Source organism: Aliiroseovarius marinus (genome assembly GCF_004360145.1).
Taxonomy (GTDB): Bacteria; Pseudomonadota; Alphaproteobacteria; order Rhodobacterales; family Rhodobacteraceae; genus Aliiroseovarius; species Aliiroseovarius marinus.
The window spans coordinates 237,505-252,202 of record NZ_ML178712.1; the positions used below are offsets into that span (position 1 = coordinate 237,505).

General features: G+C 58.6%; 14 protein-coding genes and 1 tRNA gene. 3 read left to right on the top strand and 12 right to left on the bottom strand.

Translation table 11 applies throughout. The features are described 5' to 3' along the window. Positions 1-2: 2 nt before the first annotated feature. The 3 genes from EOL43_RS01275 to EOL43_RS01285 are packed head-to-tail and all read right to left on the bottom strand — an operon-like array spanning position 3 to position 1,652. Positions 3-272 carry an NfeD family protein gene (locus tag EOL43_RS01275; protein WP_133484972.1) on the bottom strand — a complete coding sequence of 90 codons (270 nt, stop codon included), beginning with the start codon at positions 270-272 and terminating at the stop codon, positions 3-5. Beyond that, on the bottom strand, positions 272-1,159 hold the full coding sequence (locus EOL43_RS01280) for an SPFH domain-containing protein (protein WP_133484973.1): 888 nt from the start codon (positions 1,157-1,159) through the stop codon (positions 272-274). The genes EOL43_RS01275 and EOL43_RS01280 overlap by 1 nt, the downstream gene beginning before the upstream one ends. A 58-nt stretch (positions 1,160-1,217) precedes the next feature. Next, on the bottom strand, positions 1,218-1,652 hold the full coding sequence (locus EOL43_RS01285; protein WP_133484974.1) for an NUDIX hydrolase: 435 nt from the start codon (positions 1,650-1,652) through the stop codon (positions 1,218-1,220). Positions 1,653-1,703: 51 nt separating this feature from the next. On the opposite strand from EOL43_RS01285, the gene EOL43_RS01290 reads away from it, so the two are divergent. Then, positions 1,704-2,957 (top strand): DNA polymerase IV, encoded by a 1,254-nt coding sequence (locus EOL43_RS01290; RefSeq protein ID WP_133484975.1) that lies wholly within the window; start codon positions 1,704-1,706, stop codon positions 2,955-2,957. Between the two features lie 3 nt (positions 2,958-2,960). On the opposite strand, the gene EOL43_RS01295 is transcribed toward EOL43_RS01290, so the two are convergent. Continuing rightward, positions 2,961-3,821, bottom strand: coding sequence for an N-formylglutamate amidohydrolase (locus EOL43_RS01295; protein ID WP_133484976.1), 861 nt, complete (start codon positions 3,819-3,821; stop codon positions 2,961-2,963). Positions 3,822-3,975: 154 nt separating this feature from the next. Between EOL43_RS01295 and EOL43_RS01300 the strand changes: the two genes are divergently transcribed. Together EOL43_RS01300 and ykgO are read left to right on the top strand one after the other, a co-directional pair. Beyond that, positions 3,976-4,050 (top strand) — tRNA-Val (locus EOL43_RS01300). A gap of 82 nt (positions 4,051-4,132) precedes the next feature. After that, on the top strand, positions 4,133-4,258 hold the full coding sequence (gene ykgO, locus EOL43_RS01305; protein WP_005850168.1) for a type B 50S ribosomal protein L36: 126 nt from the start codon (positions 4,133-4,135) through the stop codon (positions 4,256-4,258). A 70-nt stretch (positions 4,259-4,328) separates the two neighbouring features. On the opposite strand, the gene EOL43_RS01310 is transcribed toward ykgO, so the two are convergent. The 8 genes from EOL43_RS01310 to EOL43_RS01345 form a co-directional block, all read right to left on the bottom strand. Next, the gene (locus tag EOL43_RS01310) at positions 4,329-5,789 is read right to left on the bottom strand and encodes a peptidoglycan-binding domain-containing protein (RefSeq protein ID WP_133484977.1); all 1,461 of its coding nucleotides are present in this window, start codon (positions 5,787-5,789) and stop codon (positions 4,329-4,331) included. Between the two features lie 154 nt (positions 5,790-5,943). After that, the gene (locus EOL43_RS01315; protein ID WP_133484978.1) at positions 5,944-7,164 is read right to left on the bottom strand and encodes a phenylacetate--CoA ligase family protein; all 1,221 of its coding nucleotides are present in this window, start codon (positions 7,162-7,164) and stop codon (positions 5,944-5,946) included. Between the two features lie 82 nt (positions 7,165-7,246). After that, on the bottom strand, positions 7,247-8,071 hold the full coding sequence (locus tag EOL43_RS01320; protein ID WP_133484979.1) for an ABC transporter ATP-binding protein: 825 nt from the start codon (positions 8,069-8,071) through the stop codon (positions 7,247-7,249). A 71-nt stretch (positions 8,072-8,142) separates the two neighbouring features. Further along, positions 8,143-9,429 (bottom strand): ABC transporter substrate-binding protein, encoded by a 1,287-nt coding sequence (locus EOL43_RS01325; RefSeq protein WP_133484980.1) that lies wholly within the window; start codon positions 9,427-9,429, stop codon positions 8,143-8,145. A gap of 102 nt (positions 9,430-9,531) precedes the next feature. After that, positions 9,532-10,608 carry a branched-chain amino acid ABC transporter permease gene (locus tag EOL43_RS01330; protein WP_133484981.1) on the bottom strand — a complete coding sequence of 359 codons (1,077 nt, stop codon included), beginning with the start codon at positions 10,606-10,608 and terminating at the stop codon, positions 9,532-9,534. Between the two features lie 3 nt (positions 10,609-10,611). Then, entirely contained in the window at positions 10,612-11,598 is a 987-nt protein-coding gene (locus EOL43_RS01335; RefSeq protein ID WP_133484982.1) for a branched-chain amino acid ABC transporter permease, read from the bottom strand. Between the two features lie 11 nt (positions 11,599-11,609). Beyond that, entirely contained in the window at positions 11,610-12,434 is an 825-nt protein-coding gene (locus EOL43_RS01340; RefSeq protein WP_240686420.1) for an ABC transporter ATP-binding protein, read from the bottom strand. Then, a complete protein-coding gene (locus EOL43_RS01345) occupies positions 12,431-14,596 on the bottom strand; it encodes an AMP-binding protein (protein WP_133484983.1) in 2,166 nt (721 codons plus the stop codon). The genes EOL43_RS01340 and EOL43_RS01345 overlap by 4 nt, the downstream gene beginning before the upstream one ends. Positions 14,597-14,698 lie beyond the last annotated feature (102 nt).

The window sequence follows — 14,698 nt, forward strand, 5'->3', positions numbered from 1 at the left end:
CCTTACATCTCGTTGATGTCCGTGTCCCATTTCTTGGTCTGCCCCTTACGCACCCCAAAGGCCATGCGAAGGACCAGCCAAGACGCAAGCGATACCGCGCCGAAGATTACCAGAAGCATCGGCAGGCCGACGCTGGCACCCAAGGCCAGCAGCACACCAACCGCCGTTGCGCCAATCGCGAAGCCCAGAAAGATATAGCCGGGCGCGAGGATTTCGAGGATCACAAGCGCGATCGCCCCACCGATCCACGCCCACCAGACTGACCAAAGCATCACGCTTTTCCTTTCAACATGTTAAACGCATCGCCAAAGGCATCCAGCGCATTGGCGGGCAGCAGGACGGTCTGCTTGCCTTCGCCAGCACCGACAGCGGTCAAGGCCTCGACCTGTTTCAGGGCAACCTGATACTGCGCGGCCTCGATGCCGTTTTCCTTGATGGCCTTGGCGACAACCTCGGTCGCATAGGCTTCGGCATCTGCGGTGATACGGCGTGCTTCGGCAGCCTTCTGGGCAGCATAGAGCTCGGCATCGGCCTGAAGCTCGACCGCGCGGCGTTCACCTTCGGCCTCGGTCACCTGCGCACGGCGGGCACGTTCGGCGTTCAGCTGCTGCAACATGGCCTCGCGGGTGGCTGCATCAAGGTTCACGTCCAGGATCTCGGCCCGGGTCACTTCGATGCCCCAGTCGTCCACTGCGTCCGCCACCTGCTGCTTGATCTGCGCGATCAGTTGCTGGCGGTTGGACTGAACCTCGTCCAGCTCCATCTCACCAATCCCGGCACGCACGATCCCGGCGACGGTCGTCGCAATCGCAGCGTCCACGTCACGAATACGATAGACCGTCTTTTCCGGCTCGAGAATGCGGTAGAAGACCGAGGTCTCGACCTGCACCAGCACGTTGTCCGAGGTAATGGCGTCTTGGCTGGCATTCGGCAGCTGACGCTCAAGGATCGACACCTTGTGGCGCACACGATCCAGAAACGGCACAATAAAGTTGATGCCCGGCCCAAGAACCGCTTGCAAACGGCCGAATCGCTCGACCACGTATTTTTCACTTTGCGGAACGATCTTTACGCCCCGGAAAACTGTCAAAATCAAGAATGCGGCCAGCAGGAGCAATACAATGTTGCCGCCGCCGATACCGTTCAAAATCTCATCCATTAAGAAAGCCTCTCACTGTCCACGATTGGTTGATAAATGGGGATGAAATGCCCGAATTTCAACCGCTAATGCGCGAAAGCGCGGCCAAACCGGACTGCACGCGCGGCTTGAAATGCGCGATGGAACGCGGGTCGGAAAGCCAGTCTTCGGGGGCCACCAACCGCCAGCATTGGCCTTCATTTCCAAGCTGGATCTGCGCCTCGGCCCCCTTAGGCAGAACCGCCCCAAACCACCACGAAAAACGGCCCGGGTCATGCGGGCTTTCAAAGCGCTGTTTCCAGAGCAACTGGGCGGGTGAAATGGTTAACGACAGCTCCTCAAGCGTCTCGCGCAGCACGCAGTCCTCGGGCGTTTCACCGGGCTCCGGTCCACCACCGGGCATGTCCCACATATCGGGAAACGGGATGTCCGAACGATCATCCCGCAAAAGGGTTACAAGCTGCCCGCCAATCAGCAGGACCAGTTTCGCGCCCATGAAGTCGTCTGTGCTCATGGGGTCAGACTAGGCCTGTTCCCCACCCGCCGCATCCGCTAATTTCGCGCCATGCCGTCCTTATGCCGCAAATGCCTGACCCAGTTCGACACGGGCCGCCGCTGCCCGTCCTGCAACAGCCCCCGCGTGCTGTCGCACCCGGAACTGTTTGACCTGTCGATCGCGCATATGGATTGCGACGCGTTCTATGCCTCGGTCGAAAAGCGCGACAATCCCGAGCTTGCGGACAAGCCCGTGATCATCGGAGGCGGCAAGCGTGGCGTTGTGTCGACGGCCTGCTATGTCGCCCGCATTCGCGGTGTCCGCTCGGCCATGCCGATGTTTCAGGCGCTGAAACTGTGCCCCGACGCGGTGGTGATCCGCCCGCGCGGCAGCCATTACGCGGCCGTATCCAAACAAATCCGCGCGATGATGGACGAGCTGACCCCGGCCGTCGAACCCCTGTCGCTGGACGAGGCGTTTCTGGACATGACAGGCACCGCCGCACTGCATGGCGCCCCGCCTGCGGTCATGCTGGCGCGACTGGTCAACCGAATGGAGGACGAGCTGGGCCTGACCGGCTCCATCGGTCTGAGTCACAACAAGTTTCTGGCCAAGGTCGCCTCTGATCTGGACAAGCCGCGTGGGTTTTCAGTGATTGGCAAGGCCGAGACGATGGACTTCCTGCGCGACAAGCCCGTAGGCCTGATTTGGGGTGTGGGCGGTGTCAGCCAAGCGCAGTTGGACAAGGCAGGCGTCCACACGTTCGAGGACCTGTTGCGCTGGGACAAAGAGGACCTCGTGGCCCGTTTCGGCGGCATGGGCGAACGTCTGTGGCATTTGGCGCGCGGACAGGACAAACGCCGCGTGTCCGCCCATGCGCCGATCAAGTCGATCTCGAACGAAACCACGTTTTTCGAGGATACGGCCAATCCCGAGCTGCTGGACGGCCACTTGTGGCGACTGGCCGAGAATGTCTCGGACCGGGCCAAGGCACGGGATATGGCGGGACAGGTCGTGACCCTGAAACTAAAACGCGCCGATTTCCGCGCGCTGAGCCGCCAAAGCAATCTGGGCGACATGACCCAAAGTGCCGATCGCATCTATCGCACCGCGCGCGCGTTGCTGGACACAGTGCTGGACAAAGGGCCGTTTCGCCTGATCGGGGTCGGCCTCAGCCATATCGGCCCGGCCGCCCAGACCGACACGACGCAAGATCTTTTGGACCCAAACGCCGAACAGCGGCGTCAGGCAGAGAAAGCCACCGACGCCATTCGTGCGCGGTTTGGGAAAGATGCGATCAAGAAAGGGCGCGGACTGCGCTAAGGGCTATTCAGCCGCGAGCGTCGCATCACGCCGTCCAATGTCAGCGATCTGCGCAATGACGGTGCGCAGACGGCTTTGTACCTCGGTAAAGCGATAGTTCGGCGTGATCGACGCCTCGTCCATATAAAGCGAGCGGTCGATCTCGATCTGGACCACATGGCGACCGGCCTGCGGGCGACCATAATGCTGCACCATGAAGGCGCCCGCAAACGGCATGTTGCGCGCCGTGCGGAAGCCCGCGTCCTGAAATGCGGCCTCAACCGCATCAACAATCTCCGCGTTGGCCGAGGCCCCGAATCTATCGCCCAATACAATTTCCGGCATGTCCGAGGCGCTGCGGCGCAGGCTAGCCAAGGCCTCGTGCGGCATGGAATGGCAATCCAGCAGGATCGCCTGCCCATAACGCGACACGTTCGTGTCCATCAGCTCGCGCAGGGCGTTGTGATAGGGATGCCAGTGGGCGCTTAGACGCTTCTGCGCCGCCCCAAGGGTCATCTTGCCGCGATAGATCGCGCGCCCGCCAGCCACGACGCGGGGAATCACCCCCAGCCCAGACGAGATGCGCGGGTTCAGCGTGGACCTGCGCAGCCCAGAAATTAGCGCGGGGTCGAGTTCATCCGCACCGCGGTTCAAATCCACATAAGCGCGGGGCGTATTGGCGCACAGGAACGGCGCACCGCATTCCGTCGCGAAGGCATAAAGCCTGTCCACATAGGCATCTTCCGAGGATCGGATCGTGCGTTCATCAAGGATCGTGTCATTCAGGAACGCCTCGTCATAGTGCGATCCACTATGGGGCGACGCGAAAACAACGCTCGTGTCTTCGAACCGTGGTCGATACAACGAAAATGTCTGCGCCTGCATCTTTGCCTCCTAAGCTCTTTATAAAGTAAAAAACTCTTGCCAAAAGCCCTTGCGCGCGGCCCCGACTCCTTTTATAGCAACGCGGACCGGCGCGGGGTTTCCCGCGTCTCATCGTTTGGATCGGCCTGAATGGGTTGTTTCGACACAGATTTTCGGGCGATTAGCTCAGCGGTAGAGCACTTCGTTGACATCGAAGGGGTCACTGGTTCGATCCCAGTATCGCCCACCATGAACCGCCAGATGACCTAAAGGTCAGAAGGTATAACTGAAGCCAAGGCGCAACCGCAGCGCCGCGTAGAAGGAGAAGGACCATGAAAGTTCGCAACTCGCTCCGCTCGCTGAAAAACCGTCACCGCGATTGCCGCGTCGTGCGCCGTAAAGGCCGCGTATACGTGATCAACAAGACGCAGCGCCGGTTCAAAGCCCGTCAGGGCTAATCGCTTCAGCAGCGTTACAGAAGAAGCCGCCCAATGGGCGGCTTTTTTGTTTCAGTCAGGTGTCACCCCATCAGTTTGCGCCAATCAACAGCCGGACGAGCGTGATCTTGTCGACAAACCCGGTCGCCTGAAGACCCCGGCTTTTCTGGAACTTCCGGATCGCTTTGCGTGTCTTCGCATCGAACGTCCCATCGGTTGCGCCGGGATCAAAGCCCAAATTGGCGAGGCGTGTTTCCACGAACAGCCGTATCTGAGGGCTCTTCAGCACGTCCTTCTCGGCCGCAAGAGCCGCTTTGCGCGCCTGAGCCTGCTTCAGCTCTGCAATGCGCTTGTCGGCAAGCTCGGCATAATAGCCTTTCGGAAAGGCCTTCAGATAAGCCTGATAAGACTGGACGGAGTTCGTATCTTTCGCCTCGTTCCAAGCCCGCCGCTCTTTCCGGCTGACCGAAGATTCAGACTTTCGTTCCCATTCATCCAGCTGCGCCTGCGCTTGGTCGGCATACAGACCATCAGGATACCGTTTCAGGTAGGCAAACAAGCCGCGCACGTCACCGTTTTTGCCGGTCTGTTCCCAGTACGCACGATCTTCCCGCTCCAACGCCTCTTGTCGCTTGCGGGCCTCCTCTTCAAGGATCGCTGCGCGTTTGTCAGCCATGTCCCCCAACAGGCGGATCTGCTGCAGGTTCAAATAACCGCTTTCCCGTACTCCGCTATCGCGTTGCCAATCTGCGATCGCCGCCCGGGTTCCGCGGCCAAAGATGCCGTCGATTCCGCCCGGATCAAACCCAAGCAACGCCAGATCACGCTGAACATTGCGACGGTCCGTGCGCGTAAGGTTCAATTCCTGCTCGACCTGCTCGGCTTTCGAGATTTGGGGTTTCGTAAAGGGGGACAGATCGGACAGGTGGCCATAGGGCGTCACAGCCGGGTATCTTGCGCGCAGCCGGCTTGCCATGCGCGCACCTTCGGCCAACGCCACCCGATCCACATAGCGCGCCAATCTGTCGGCTGGTCCGACCAGAACTGTCACACCTTCGGGGGCCTCAATCTCGCCAACTCCGGGCGTAAGGCCCTGACCAAGTTCCGTTCCCTCGCCTAGCGGCGCAAGCAGCACCAAAGCGCTTTCCGGAAAACCTGAAGCCGTACTTAAAATGGCGCTGAGAGGTACCGCTGTCGCACCAATGCTAAGATCCGATGGCTCGTCGCCATAGCGGGTGATCAGCCATGTCTCGTCGCCGTCCGTGGCAAAGCGCCCGGACAGCATAATCAACACACGCTCGGCCTCTTGCGCATCTTCACGGAACGCCGTGATGGTGTCCCAAGCGTTCTCGGCCCGCTCGGACTCGCTCACGTGCAGGTCAAAGCCCGCTTCCCCAAGACGATCACGAAACACGTCCGCTTGGTCCAAACCCGCGACGTCGTCGTAATACCGATAGTCTTCTTGTGAAACGATCAGCGCTGCATCCTGCGCGCTTGCCTGCGTTGCCGCCCCCAAAAGCGCGGCAAGTGAGATTGTTTTCCGAATGTTCATGTCTGAATGCCTCCACCAATCTACAGCGCTTAAACGCACCTTACATAGATATAGTGTCGGCAATCCCGTTTATCTCAAAGGGGAAAACTATTCGGTTGGTCGCCCTAAAGGCCAAGCGACTGGCCAGACTGAAATCTGGCCAGTGCTTCGAGTATCAGTCGTAGACGCGCTGGTCGTCGATGACGATGCCGTCATTCGGGAGGCTGCCCGGCGCGACCAGTTCGATCTTGCCCTTCAGCTTCAGCGTATCGGCCACCGACTTGGCATAGGCGTTGGCGTCACCACCGTCGGCCTCGACCTGAACGGTCATGGCGTCCATCTCGCCTTCGCGCGTTGCGATCACGCGGGCCTTGGCGACCTCGGCGTGTTTGGCGACGAAATCTGCGACCTGCTCGGGGCGGACAAACATGCCCTTGATCTTGGCGGTCTGGTCAGCACGCCCCATCCAGCCCTTTATCCGCATGTTGGTGCGGCCACAGGGGCTGACGCCCGGCAGCACAGCCGACAGATCGCCGGTGGCAAAGCGGATCAGCGGATAGTCGGGGTTCAGCGTGGTCACGACGACCTCGCCCACTTCACCCGGCGCAACGGGGTCGCCAGTGCCGGGGCGGACGATCTCGACGATCACACCTTCGTCCACGATCATGCCTTCCATCGCGTCGCTTTCATAAGCCACGTTGCCCAGATCAGCAGTCGCATAGCTTTGCAGGCAGGTGATGCCGCGATCGGCGTATTCCTGACGCAGGCTGGGGAACAGCGCCCCGCCACCCACGGCAGCTTTGGTGATCTTCAGTTGCACGCCATCCGCATCCGCACGATCCAGAATGATCTTCAGATAGTCGGGCGTCCCGGCATAAGCCGTGGTGCCGATGTCGGCAGCGGCGCGAACCTGAAGCTCGGTCTGGCCAACGCCGGCGGGCACAACAGCTGCGCCTACTGCACGTGCGCCGTTCTCGAAAATCATGCCAGCTGGCGTCAGGTGATAGCCAAAGCAGTTCTGAACGATGTCGCCCTTACCGATGCCGCACGCGTTCAGGAAACGCCCCATGCGCCACCAGTCATGGCCAACCCCACCGGGTTCATAGATCGGGCCGGGGCTTTGGAAGATATGCGCGAATTCATGCGTCGGCAGACCGCCAAAGCCACCCAGGGGGCCGTCAGCCGCCTGTGCCTTGCCGATCTCGGACTTGCGCAGAACCGGCAGCGCTGCCAGCGCCTCGACCGAGGTCACGCCTGCCGCGTCGACATCCGCCAGAAGAGTGGCATAGCCGGACAACGCCTTGGCGCGGGCGATCTGCTCGGGAAGAGCGGTCGCCAATCCAGCAGCACGTTCTTCTTCAGAACGGGTCTCGAGCGCATCAAAATAGTTGGACATGAGCAAAACCTCTGTCTGCGCCGACCGAGATCGGCGTTAAATCATGATAAAGTTGGGTCGCCTTAAAAGGAGGCGGGCCTAATTAGGCCAGCCAACGCTTACGGCGGCGATACGAGCGCACGTCGCGGAAGCTCTTACGACCTTCATCCGACATACCCAGGTAGAATTCTTTAACGTCCGGGTTCTCGCGCAGTTCGGCGGCAGGGCCGTCCATCACGATGCGGCCGTTTTCCAGAATATAGCCATAGTGGGCGTATTTCAGCGCCACGTTGGTGTTCTGCTCAGCCAGCAGGAACGTGGTGCCCTGCTCTTCGTTCAGACGTTTTACGATCTCGAAGATCTGCTCCACCAGCTGCGGGGCCAGACCCATCGAGGGTTCGTCCAGCAGGATCATCTCGGGGCGCGACATCATTGCGCGGCCCATGGCAACCATCTGCTGCTCACCACCCGAGGTATAGCCAGCCTGCGACTTGCGGCGTTCGGCCAGGCGCGGGAAGTATTCATAGACCATTTCCAGGTCTTTCGCGATCGCGGCGCGGCCATCGGTGCGGGTGTAGGCACCGGTCATCAGGTTCTCTTCCACGGTGAGGTGTTCAAAGCAGTGACGGCCTTCCATCACCTGAATAACACCGCGTTTCACCAAAGCGGCCGGGTTCAGTTCGGCGATGTTTTCGCCCATGTGGTCAATCGTGCCCTTGGTCACTTCGCCACGCTCTGCCTGAAGCAGGTTCGAAATGGCCTTAAGGGTCGTCGTTTTCCCTGCACCGTTACCACCAAGAAGCGCAGTGATGCCGCCCTTGGGAACAGACAGGCTTACGCCTTTCAGCACGAGGATCACGTGATTGTAGATGACCTCGATATTGTTGACCTCAAGCAGGGTCTCGTCGGTCTTAACAGTGTCCAGCATATCAGGTCGTCCTGTTCGTATTCGTTTCTGGGGGTCGTCCGGGCCCGAAGGCCCGGACGTGTGCCGGTGTATTAGTTACACTGCGGCTCGATGTTGTTTTCAGCAGCGTAAGCAGCCGAGTCAGCGTCGATCAGCGGCTGGATCACTTCCATGTCCGAAGCGCCGAAGTCCGAGATCAGCGACCACTTGCCGGCAGCAGCGTCCCACTGCTGGATGGCAATCGCGCCAGGACCACCGTGGTTTGCACAGCTCACTTTGAACTCGGGGCCGAAGCCTTCCATGCCCAGTTCAGCCATACGTGCGTTGGTGATTTCCAGCTGCTCCAGACCGTCACGCATCTGAGCCGAGGTGATGTCTGCAACGCCGTGGATTTCCTGAGCCTTCTTCGCGGCTTCGGCCAGCATCATCGCGGCGTAAACACCACGGTTGTAGATAACGGTACCAACGTTGGAACCGTCGCCAGCTGCTTTACCAGCGTCTACAACGTATTTCTGCAGGTCACCAAAGACCGGATAGTCCGAGCCAACACCGTGGAAGGTCATCGCCTTATAACCGGTGGCTTTGTCGCCAGCAGGCTTCACGTCATGTTCAGCACCCGACCACCATACGCCGATAAACTGGTCCATCGGGTAACGGATGTTCGCGGCTTCCTGAATGGCAACCTGGTTCATCACGCCCCAGCCCCAGAACAGAACGTAGTCGGGCTTTTCACGACGGATCTGCAGCCACTGAGCTTTCTGCTCTTGACCCGGATAGTCGATCGGAATGGTGGTCAGGTCGTAGCCGTGCTTTTCGCCCAGTTTGGTCAGGGTCGGGATCGGCTCTTTACCGTATGCGCCGTTGAAGTGCAGCAGAACGATCTTCTTGCCCTTCAGGTCGCCGCCGTTCAGCTCAAGCACGTGGTTGATCGCTGCCGATGCACCGTTCCAGTAGTTGGCCGGGAAGTTGAACACGTGGCTGAACACGTTACCGTTCGCAGCCGAGGTACGGCCGTAACCGGGGGTGTAGAGCGGGATGTCGTCAGCAGTCGCTTTGGGGATCAGCTGATAGGTAATACCGGTCGACAGCGGGTTATAGGCCAGAGCGCCCATGCCTTTGGTCGACTCGTAGCATTCCACACCTTTTTCGGTGTTGTATGCGGTTTCACACTCGGGGACGCTTACAGCCACACCACCGATGCCGCCGTCACGTTCGTTCAGCATGGTGAAGTAGTCAGCAAAACCGTCAGCATACGGAATACCACCAGCAGCGAAGGGGCCGGTCCGATAGCTGAGCGACGGGAATACCAGATCCGCCATAACCGGCGAGCCTACCATCAGTGCGGCTACAGACGCCGCGGCAACACGTTTAAAAGTCATTTGCTTCCTCCCTAGATTAGCAAAATTTTGTGCCCTTATGGGCAGCATTGGGTTTGGACACCCGACCCTCCTCTGGCCGGATGCCCGGATCTTATTCCCCGCTTAGTGCGGGAAGGGCCACAGGCGCAGCTTCTCTTTCGTGAGACGCCACAGTTGGGCCAAACCATGGGGTTCGAGGATCAGGAAGATCACGATCAAACCACCAACAATGATGAACTCCAGTTCGGCAGCGATCTCAGTGGGCCAACCCAGAGTCCCTACCAGAAGGTTCTTCAGAATAACCGGCATCAGGACCATGAAGGCAGCACCAGCAAAGGATCCGAAGATCGAGCCCAGGCCGCCGATGATGATCATGAAGAGCACCAGGAACGACTTGGTGATACCGAAGCTTTCACCAGCTTCTGCCGCGCCCAGATAGACGGCGAAGAACAGAGCGCCAGCAACACCGACAAAGAAGGACGAGACAGCGAAGGCCGACATCTTGGCCATCAGCGGGTTCACCCCGATGATCTCGGCTGCGATGTCCATGTCGCGGATGCCCATCCACTTACGGCCAGTCATGCCGCGTGTCAGGTTACGTGCCACCCAGGCCAGAACCACCAGAAACACCAGGCAGATCATGTATTTCGCCCAGGCTTCGGTGTTGGGACCGGTCACGACGACACCCAGCACGCTGCGCTCGGGTGCGTTGATCTGACCCGAGGCCGAGTAGTTGTAGAACCACGCCACTTTGTTGAACAGCCACACCAGGAAGAACTGAGCGGCAAGCGTTGCAACAGCAAGGTAGAACCCTTTGATGCGCAGCGACGGCAGACCGAAGGCCACACCCACGGCGGCAGTGATGCCACCTGCGATCAGCACGTGGAACACGATGCTGACATCCGGGAAGGCGACCATCAGCTTGTAGCAAGCGTAGGCGCCCACGGCCATGAAGCCACCCGTACCCAGCGAGACCTGACCGGCATAGCCCGTCAGAATGTTCAACCCCAGCGCCGCAATGGCGTAGATGAAGAACGGAGCAAAGATCGAGTTCACCCAGTAGTCGTTCACAAAGAACGGGATCACACAGAAGGCGACGAACAGGGCAATCCAGTATCCGGCCCGATCAAGGCGGATCGGAAAGGTCTGGTTGTCGTCGCGGTAGGACGTTTTGAAATCACCAGCTTCGCGGTAAAACATTGATCAGACCCTTTCGATGATTTTCTCACCAAACAGCCCCTGTGGGCGGAAGATGAGGAAGACAAGTGCAAGCACATAGGCGAACCAGGCTTGGGTTGCGCCGCCCACAAGGGGACCGATGGCGAATTCAAACAGCTGCTCGCCCACACCGATGATCAGACCGCCGATGATGGCGCCCGGGATCGAGGTGAAGCCACCCAGCATCAGAACCGGAAGTGCTTTCAGTGCAACTTCAGCCAGCGAGATCTGAACGCCCGATTTCGAGCCCCACATGATCCCTGCAACCAGCGCTACAAAGCCAGCAATCGACCAGACCAGTACCCAGATGAAGCGCAGCGAGATACCGACCGACAGAGCTGCCGAGTGGTCATCTGCCACAGCGCGAAGGGCGCGGCCTTGCTTGGTGTATTGCGAGAACAGAACCAGCGCGGTCACCAGAAGGGCTGCAACGATAGCCGCAACGATATCGAGGTTGTCGATAAAGAAGCCATAGCCGAACCAGCCATAAGTGGTTGTATCAATCGTTTCGTTGATACCCTGCGCCAGACCTACGTCCAGCTTCATCACTTCAGACCCCCACATCAGCGGTGCGAAACCGTGCATGAAGTACCACATACCGATCGTGGCCATGAACAGGATGATGTCAGGCTGACCGATCAGGTGCTGAAGGATGTATTTTTCGATGATCCAAGCAACAAGCACCATGGCGGCGCCAGCTACAATGATCGCGATGATCGTTGGCACGGTCCACCCGAAGTGGTGAATTTTGGTGCCGAAGATCGTGTTGATCAGGTGTGCGAAGGGGATTTGCCCCGTCTGTACACCCACCAGGGTCATAGCGGCGAACACCACCAGCATACCCTGGGCAAAGTTAAAGATACCGGATGCCTTGAAGATCAAGACGAAGCCCAGCGCGACGAGTGCGTAAAGTACCCCGGCCATCAGACCGTTCAGGGTAACTTCCATCGCAAAGAGTAGTTGTTCAGGCATAGTCTCCCCCCTTAGTCGTGCGACACGCCGAGATAGGCGTCGATCACATCCTGGTTGTTGCGCACCTCGTCGGGTGTGCCGTCACCAATTTTCTTGCCGTAGTCCATGACCACCACGCGGTCGGACAGGTCCATAACAACGCCCATGTCGTGCTCGATCAGGGCGATGGTGGTGCCGAACTCGTCGTTCATGTCGAGGATGAAGCGGGACATGTCCTCTTTTTCCTCAACGTTCATGCCGGCCATTGGTTCGTCGAGCAAAAGCAGCGACGGTTCAGCAGCCAAGGCACGCGCCAGTTCAACACGCTTTTTCAGACCGTAAGGCAGACGCCCAACGGGCGTTTTGCGGATGTGCTGGATTTCAAGGAAGTCGATGACTTTCTCGCACGCTTCGCGGTTCTCCAGCTCTTCCTTTTCGGCTTTGCCTTTCCAGATGGCCTGCTGAAACAGGTTGGCGTTCATCTTGTTCAGGCGACCGGTCATGATGTTGTCCAGAACGGTCATGCCTTCAAACAGCGCGATGTTCTGGAAGGTCCGTGCCAGACCCTGCTGGGCTACCTGGTACGGCTTCATCTGCGGACGTTTCGACCCGCGGAACCAGACCTCGCCTTCTTGGGGTTTGTAGAACCCCGAGATGACGTTCAGCATCGAGGATTTACCTGCACCGTTCGGACCGATGATCGCGCGGATCTCGCCTTCGCGGATGTTGAAGCTGATGTCCTTGATCGCAACCACACCGCCAAAGCGCAGCGTGATGTTTTTAAGGTCCATGACAACGGGGCCAATGGTGCGCCCGTCTTCGGTGACGTAGCTGTCGGCGTTCATATCGGTCGTCATTCTGCCGCCATCCCCTGAGTGTTACCCACCACAACCGCATCGCGGATTTCCAGGGTGGCGTTGATCGAGCCCTTGCGACCGTCTTCATAGGTCACTTCGGTTTCGATATATTGCTCGGACTTGCCGCCATAGAGCGCGTCGATCAGCGGAGCGTATTTCTCTTCCACGATCTTACGACGTACTTTACGTGTGCGGGTCATCTCGCCGTCATCTGCGTCCAGTTCCTTGTGCAGGATCAGGAAACGGTGGATCTGACAGCCCGAAAGCATCTCGTCTTCAGCAACCGACTTGTTGACCGTTTCCACGTGCTCTTGAATGGTCGACAGCACCTCGGGGTGGCCAGCCAGTTCCTGATACGAGGCATAGGCCACGTTGTTGCGTTCAGCCCAGTTGCCCACGGCAGTCAGGTCGATGTTGATGAAGGCCGTGCACATGTCGCGGTCATTACCGAAGACAACTGCCTCCAGAATGTCCGGATAGAACTTCAGTTTGTTCTCAACATATTTGGGCGCGAACATCCGGCCATCAGCCATTTTGCCCACGTCCTTCGCACGGTCGATGATGCGCAGGTGGCCGTTTTTCTTGTCGAAGAAGCCAGCGTCACCTGTTGCAACCCAACCTTCGGGATCTTTGGTGTCAGCCGTCGATTCCGGGTTGTTGTAGTATTCAACAAAGGTGCCCGGCGAACGATAGAAGATCTCGCCATTGTCTTCGATGCGGACTTCCACACCCGGAGCAGGTACACCAACGGTGTCGTTGCGCACTTCGCCATCCGGCTGGACGGTGATGAACACGGTCGCTTCGGTCTGACCATAGAGCTGCTTCAGGTTGATCCCCATCGAGCGATAGAACGCGAAGATTTCCGGACCAATCGCTTCACCAGCGGTATAGCCAACACGAATGCGGCCAAAGCCCAGCGTGTCTTTCAGCGGACCGTAAACCAGCACGTCACCGCAGCGGTACTTGAAGTATTCCTTCAGCGCGCCGCCATACAGGTTCAGACCAATCGGGTCTTTGGCTTTGAAGTGCTTGCGCACGTTCTTGCCGTGACGCAGCTTGGCAAAGGCCAGACGGATGCCGTTTTCGATGATGGTCTCAGCCGCAAAGCCGATGCCCATCGCATAGTTGAAGCCGTGACGGATCTTCTGTTCCAGAGTTTTCTTCTGGGTCGTGACTTTGCGCTTCGGCATGCCGTGCTTTTCACCGGCACCGCCTTTTGCGAAGTCCATGAAGTGATGGAAAATGGCGTATTTCAGGTCGCCACTGTCTTCCATGCGGATCATCACGTTGGTCAGCTGGGTTTCGAACACGCGCGGCGGAGCGAAGTAGTAGGTCGGCCCGATTTCGCGCAAGTCCGACATCAGCGTGTCAGCGCTTTCCGGGCAGTTCACGCAGAAACCAGTCCACATGGCCTGACCCAACGAGAAGATGAAGTCACCAACCCATGCCATCGGCAGATAGGCCAAAATGTCTTCGTTCACACCCAGATTGTCGAACTCGGACGAGTTCTTCGCGCTTTCGATGATGTTGCGGTTCGACAGAACCACGCCCTTCGGACGACCCGTGGTGCCCGAGGTGTAGAGCATCACGCAGGTGCTGTCATAGGTCAGCTCGGCTTCGCGGGCGGCCATCTCGTCTTCCAGACGAGCGTGAGCCACGCGGCCTTCTTCCTGAATGTCGACATACCAATGCAGGTGGCTGTGGTCGTATTTCCGCAAGCCACGCTTGTCATAGTACAACACGTGTTCGATGTGATGGATCTTGTCCTGCACCTCGATCACTTTGTCGACTTGTTCCTGGTCACCACAGACGACGAAACGTGCGCCGCAGTGCTCCAGCACGTATTCCATCTCGTCCACAACCGCATCTTGATACAGCGGAACCGGAACGGCCCCTACCTTCTGTGCGGCAACCATCGCCCAATAGTGAGCCGGACGGTTACGGCCGATGATGGCCACGTGGTCTCCACGGTTGATCCCCAAAGCCAAAAGACCCATGGCGAGGTTCTGAATTTCTTCAGCGGCCTCCGCCCAGGTCCAGCTTTGCCAAATCCCGAATTCTTTCTCCCGATAAGCCGGGCGATCTCCATATTCCTTCACATTCCGCGCAAGCAGCGCCGGAATAGAAGCAAATGCGCCTGCAGGGGCTAGTTCCTGTGCCAAATTTTCCTCCCACCGTCGGTCCGCCGACGTACGTGGCTGCCGGACGAATCTTGTTCGACAACCCTGACGAAAAAAATCTCGCCGTCAAAGGTTTCGGCACTT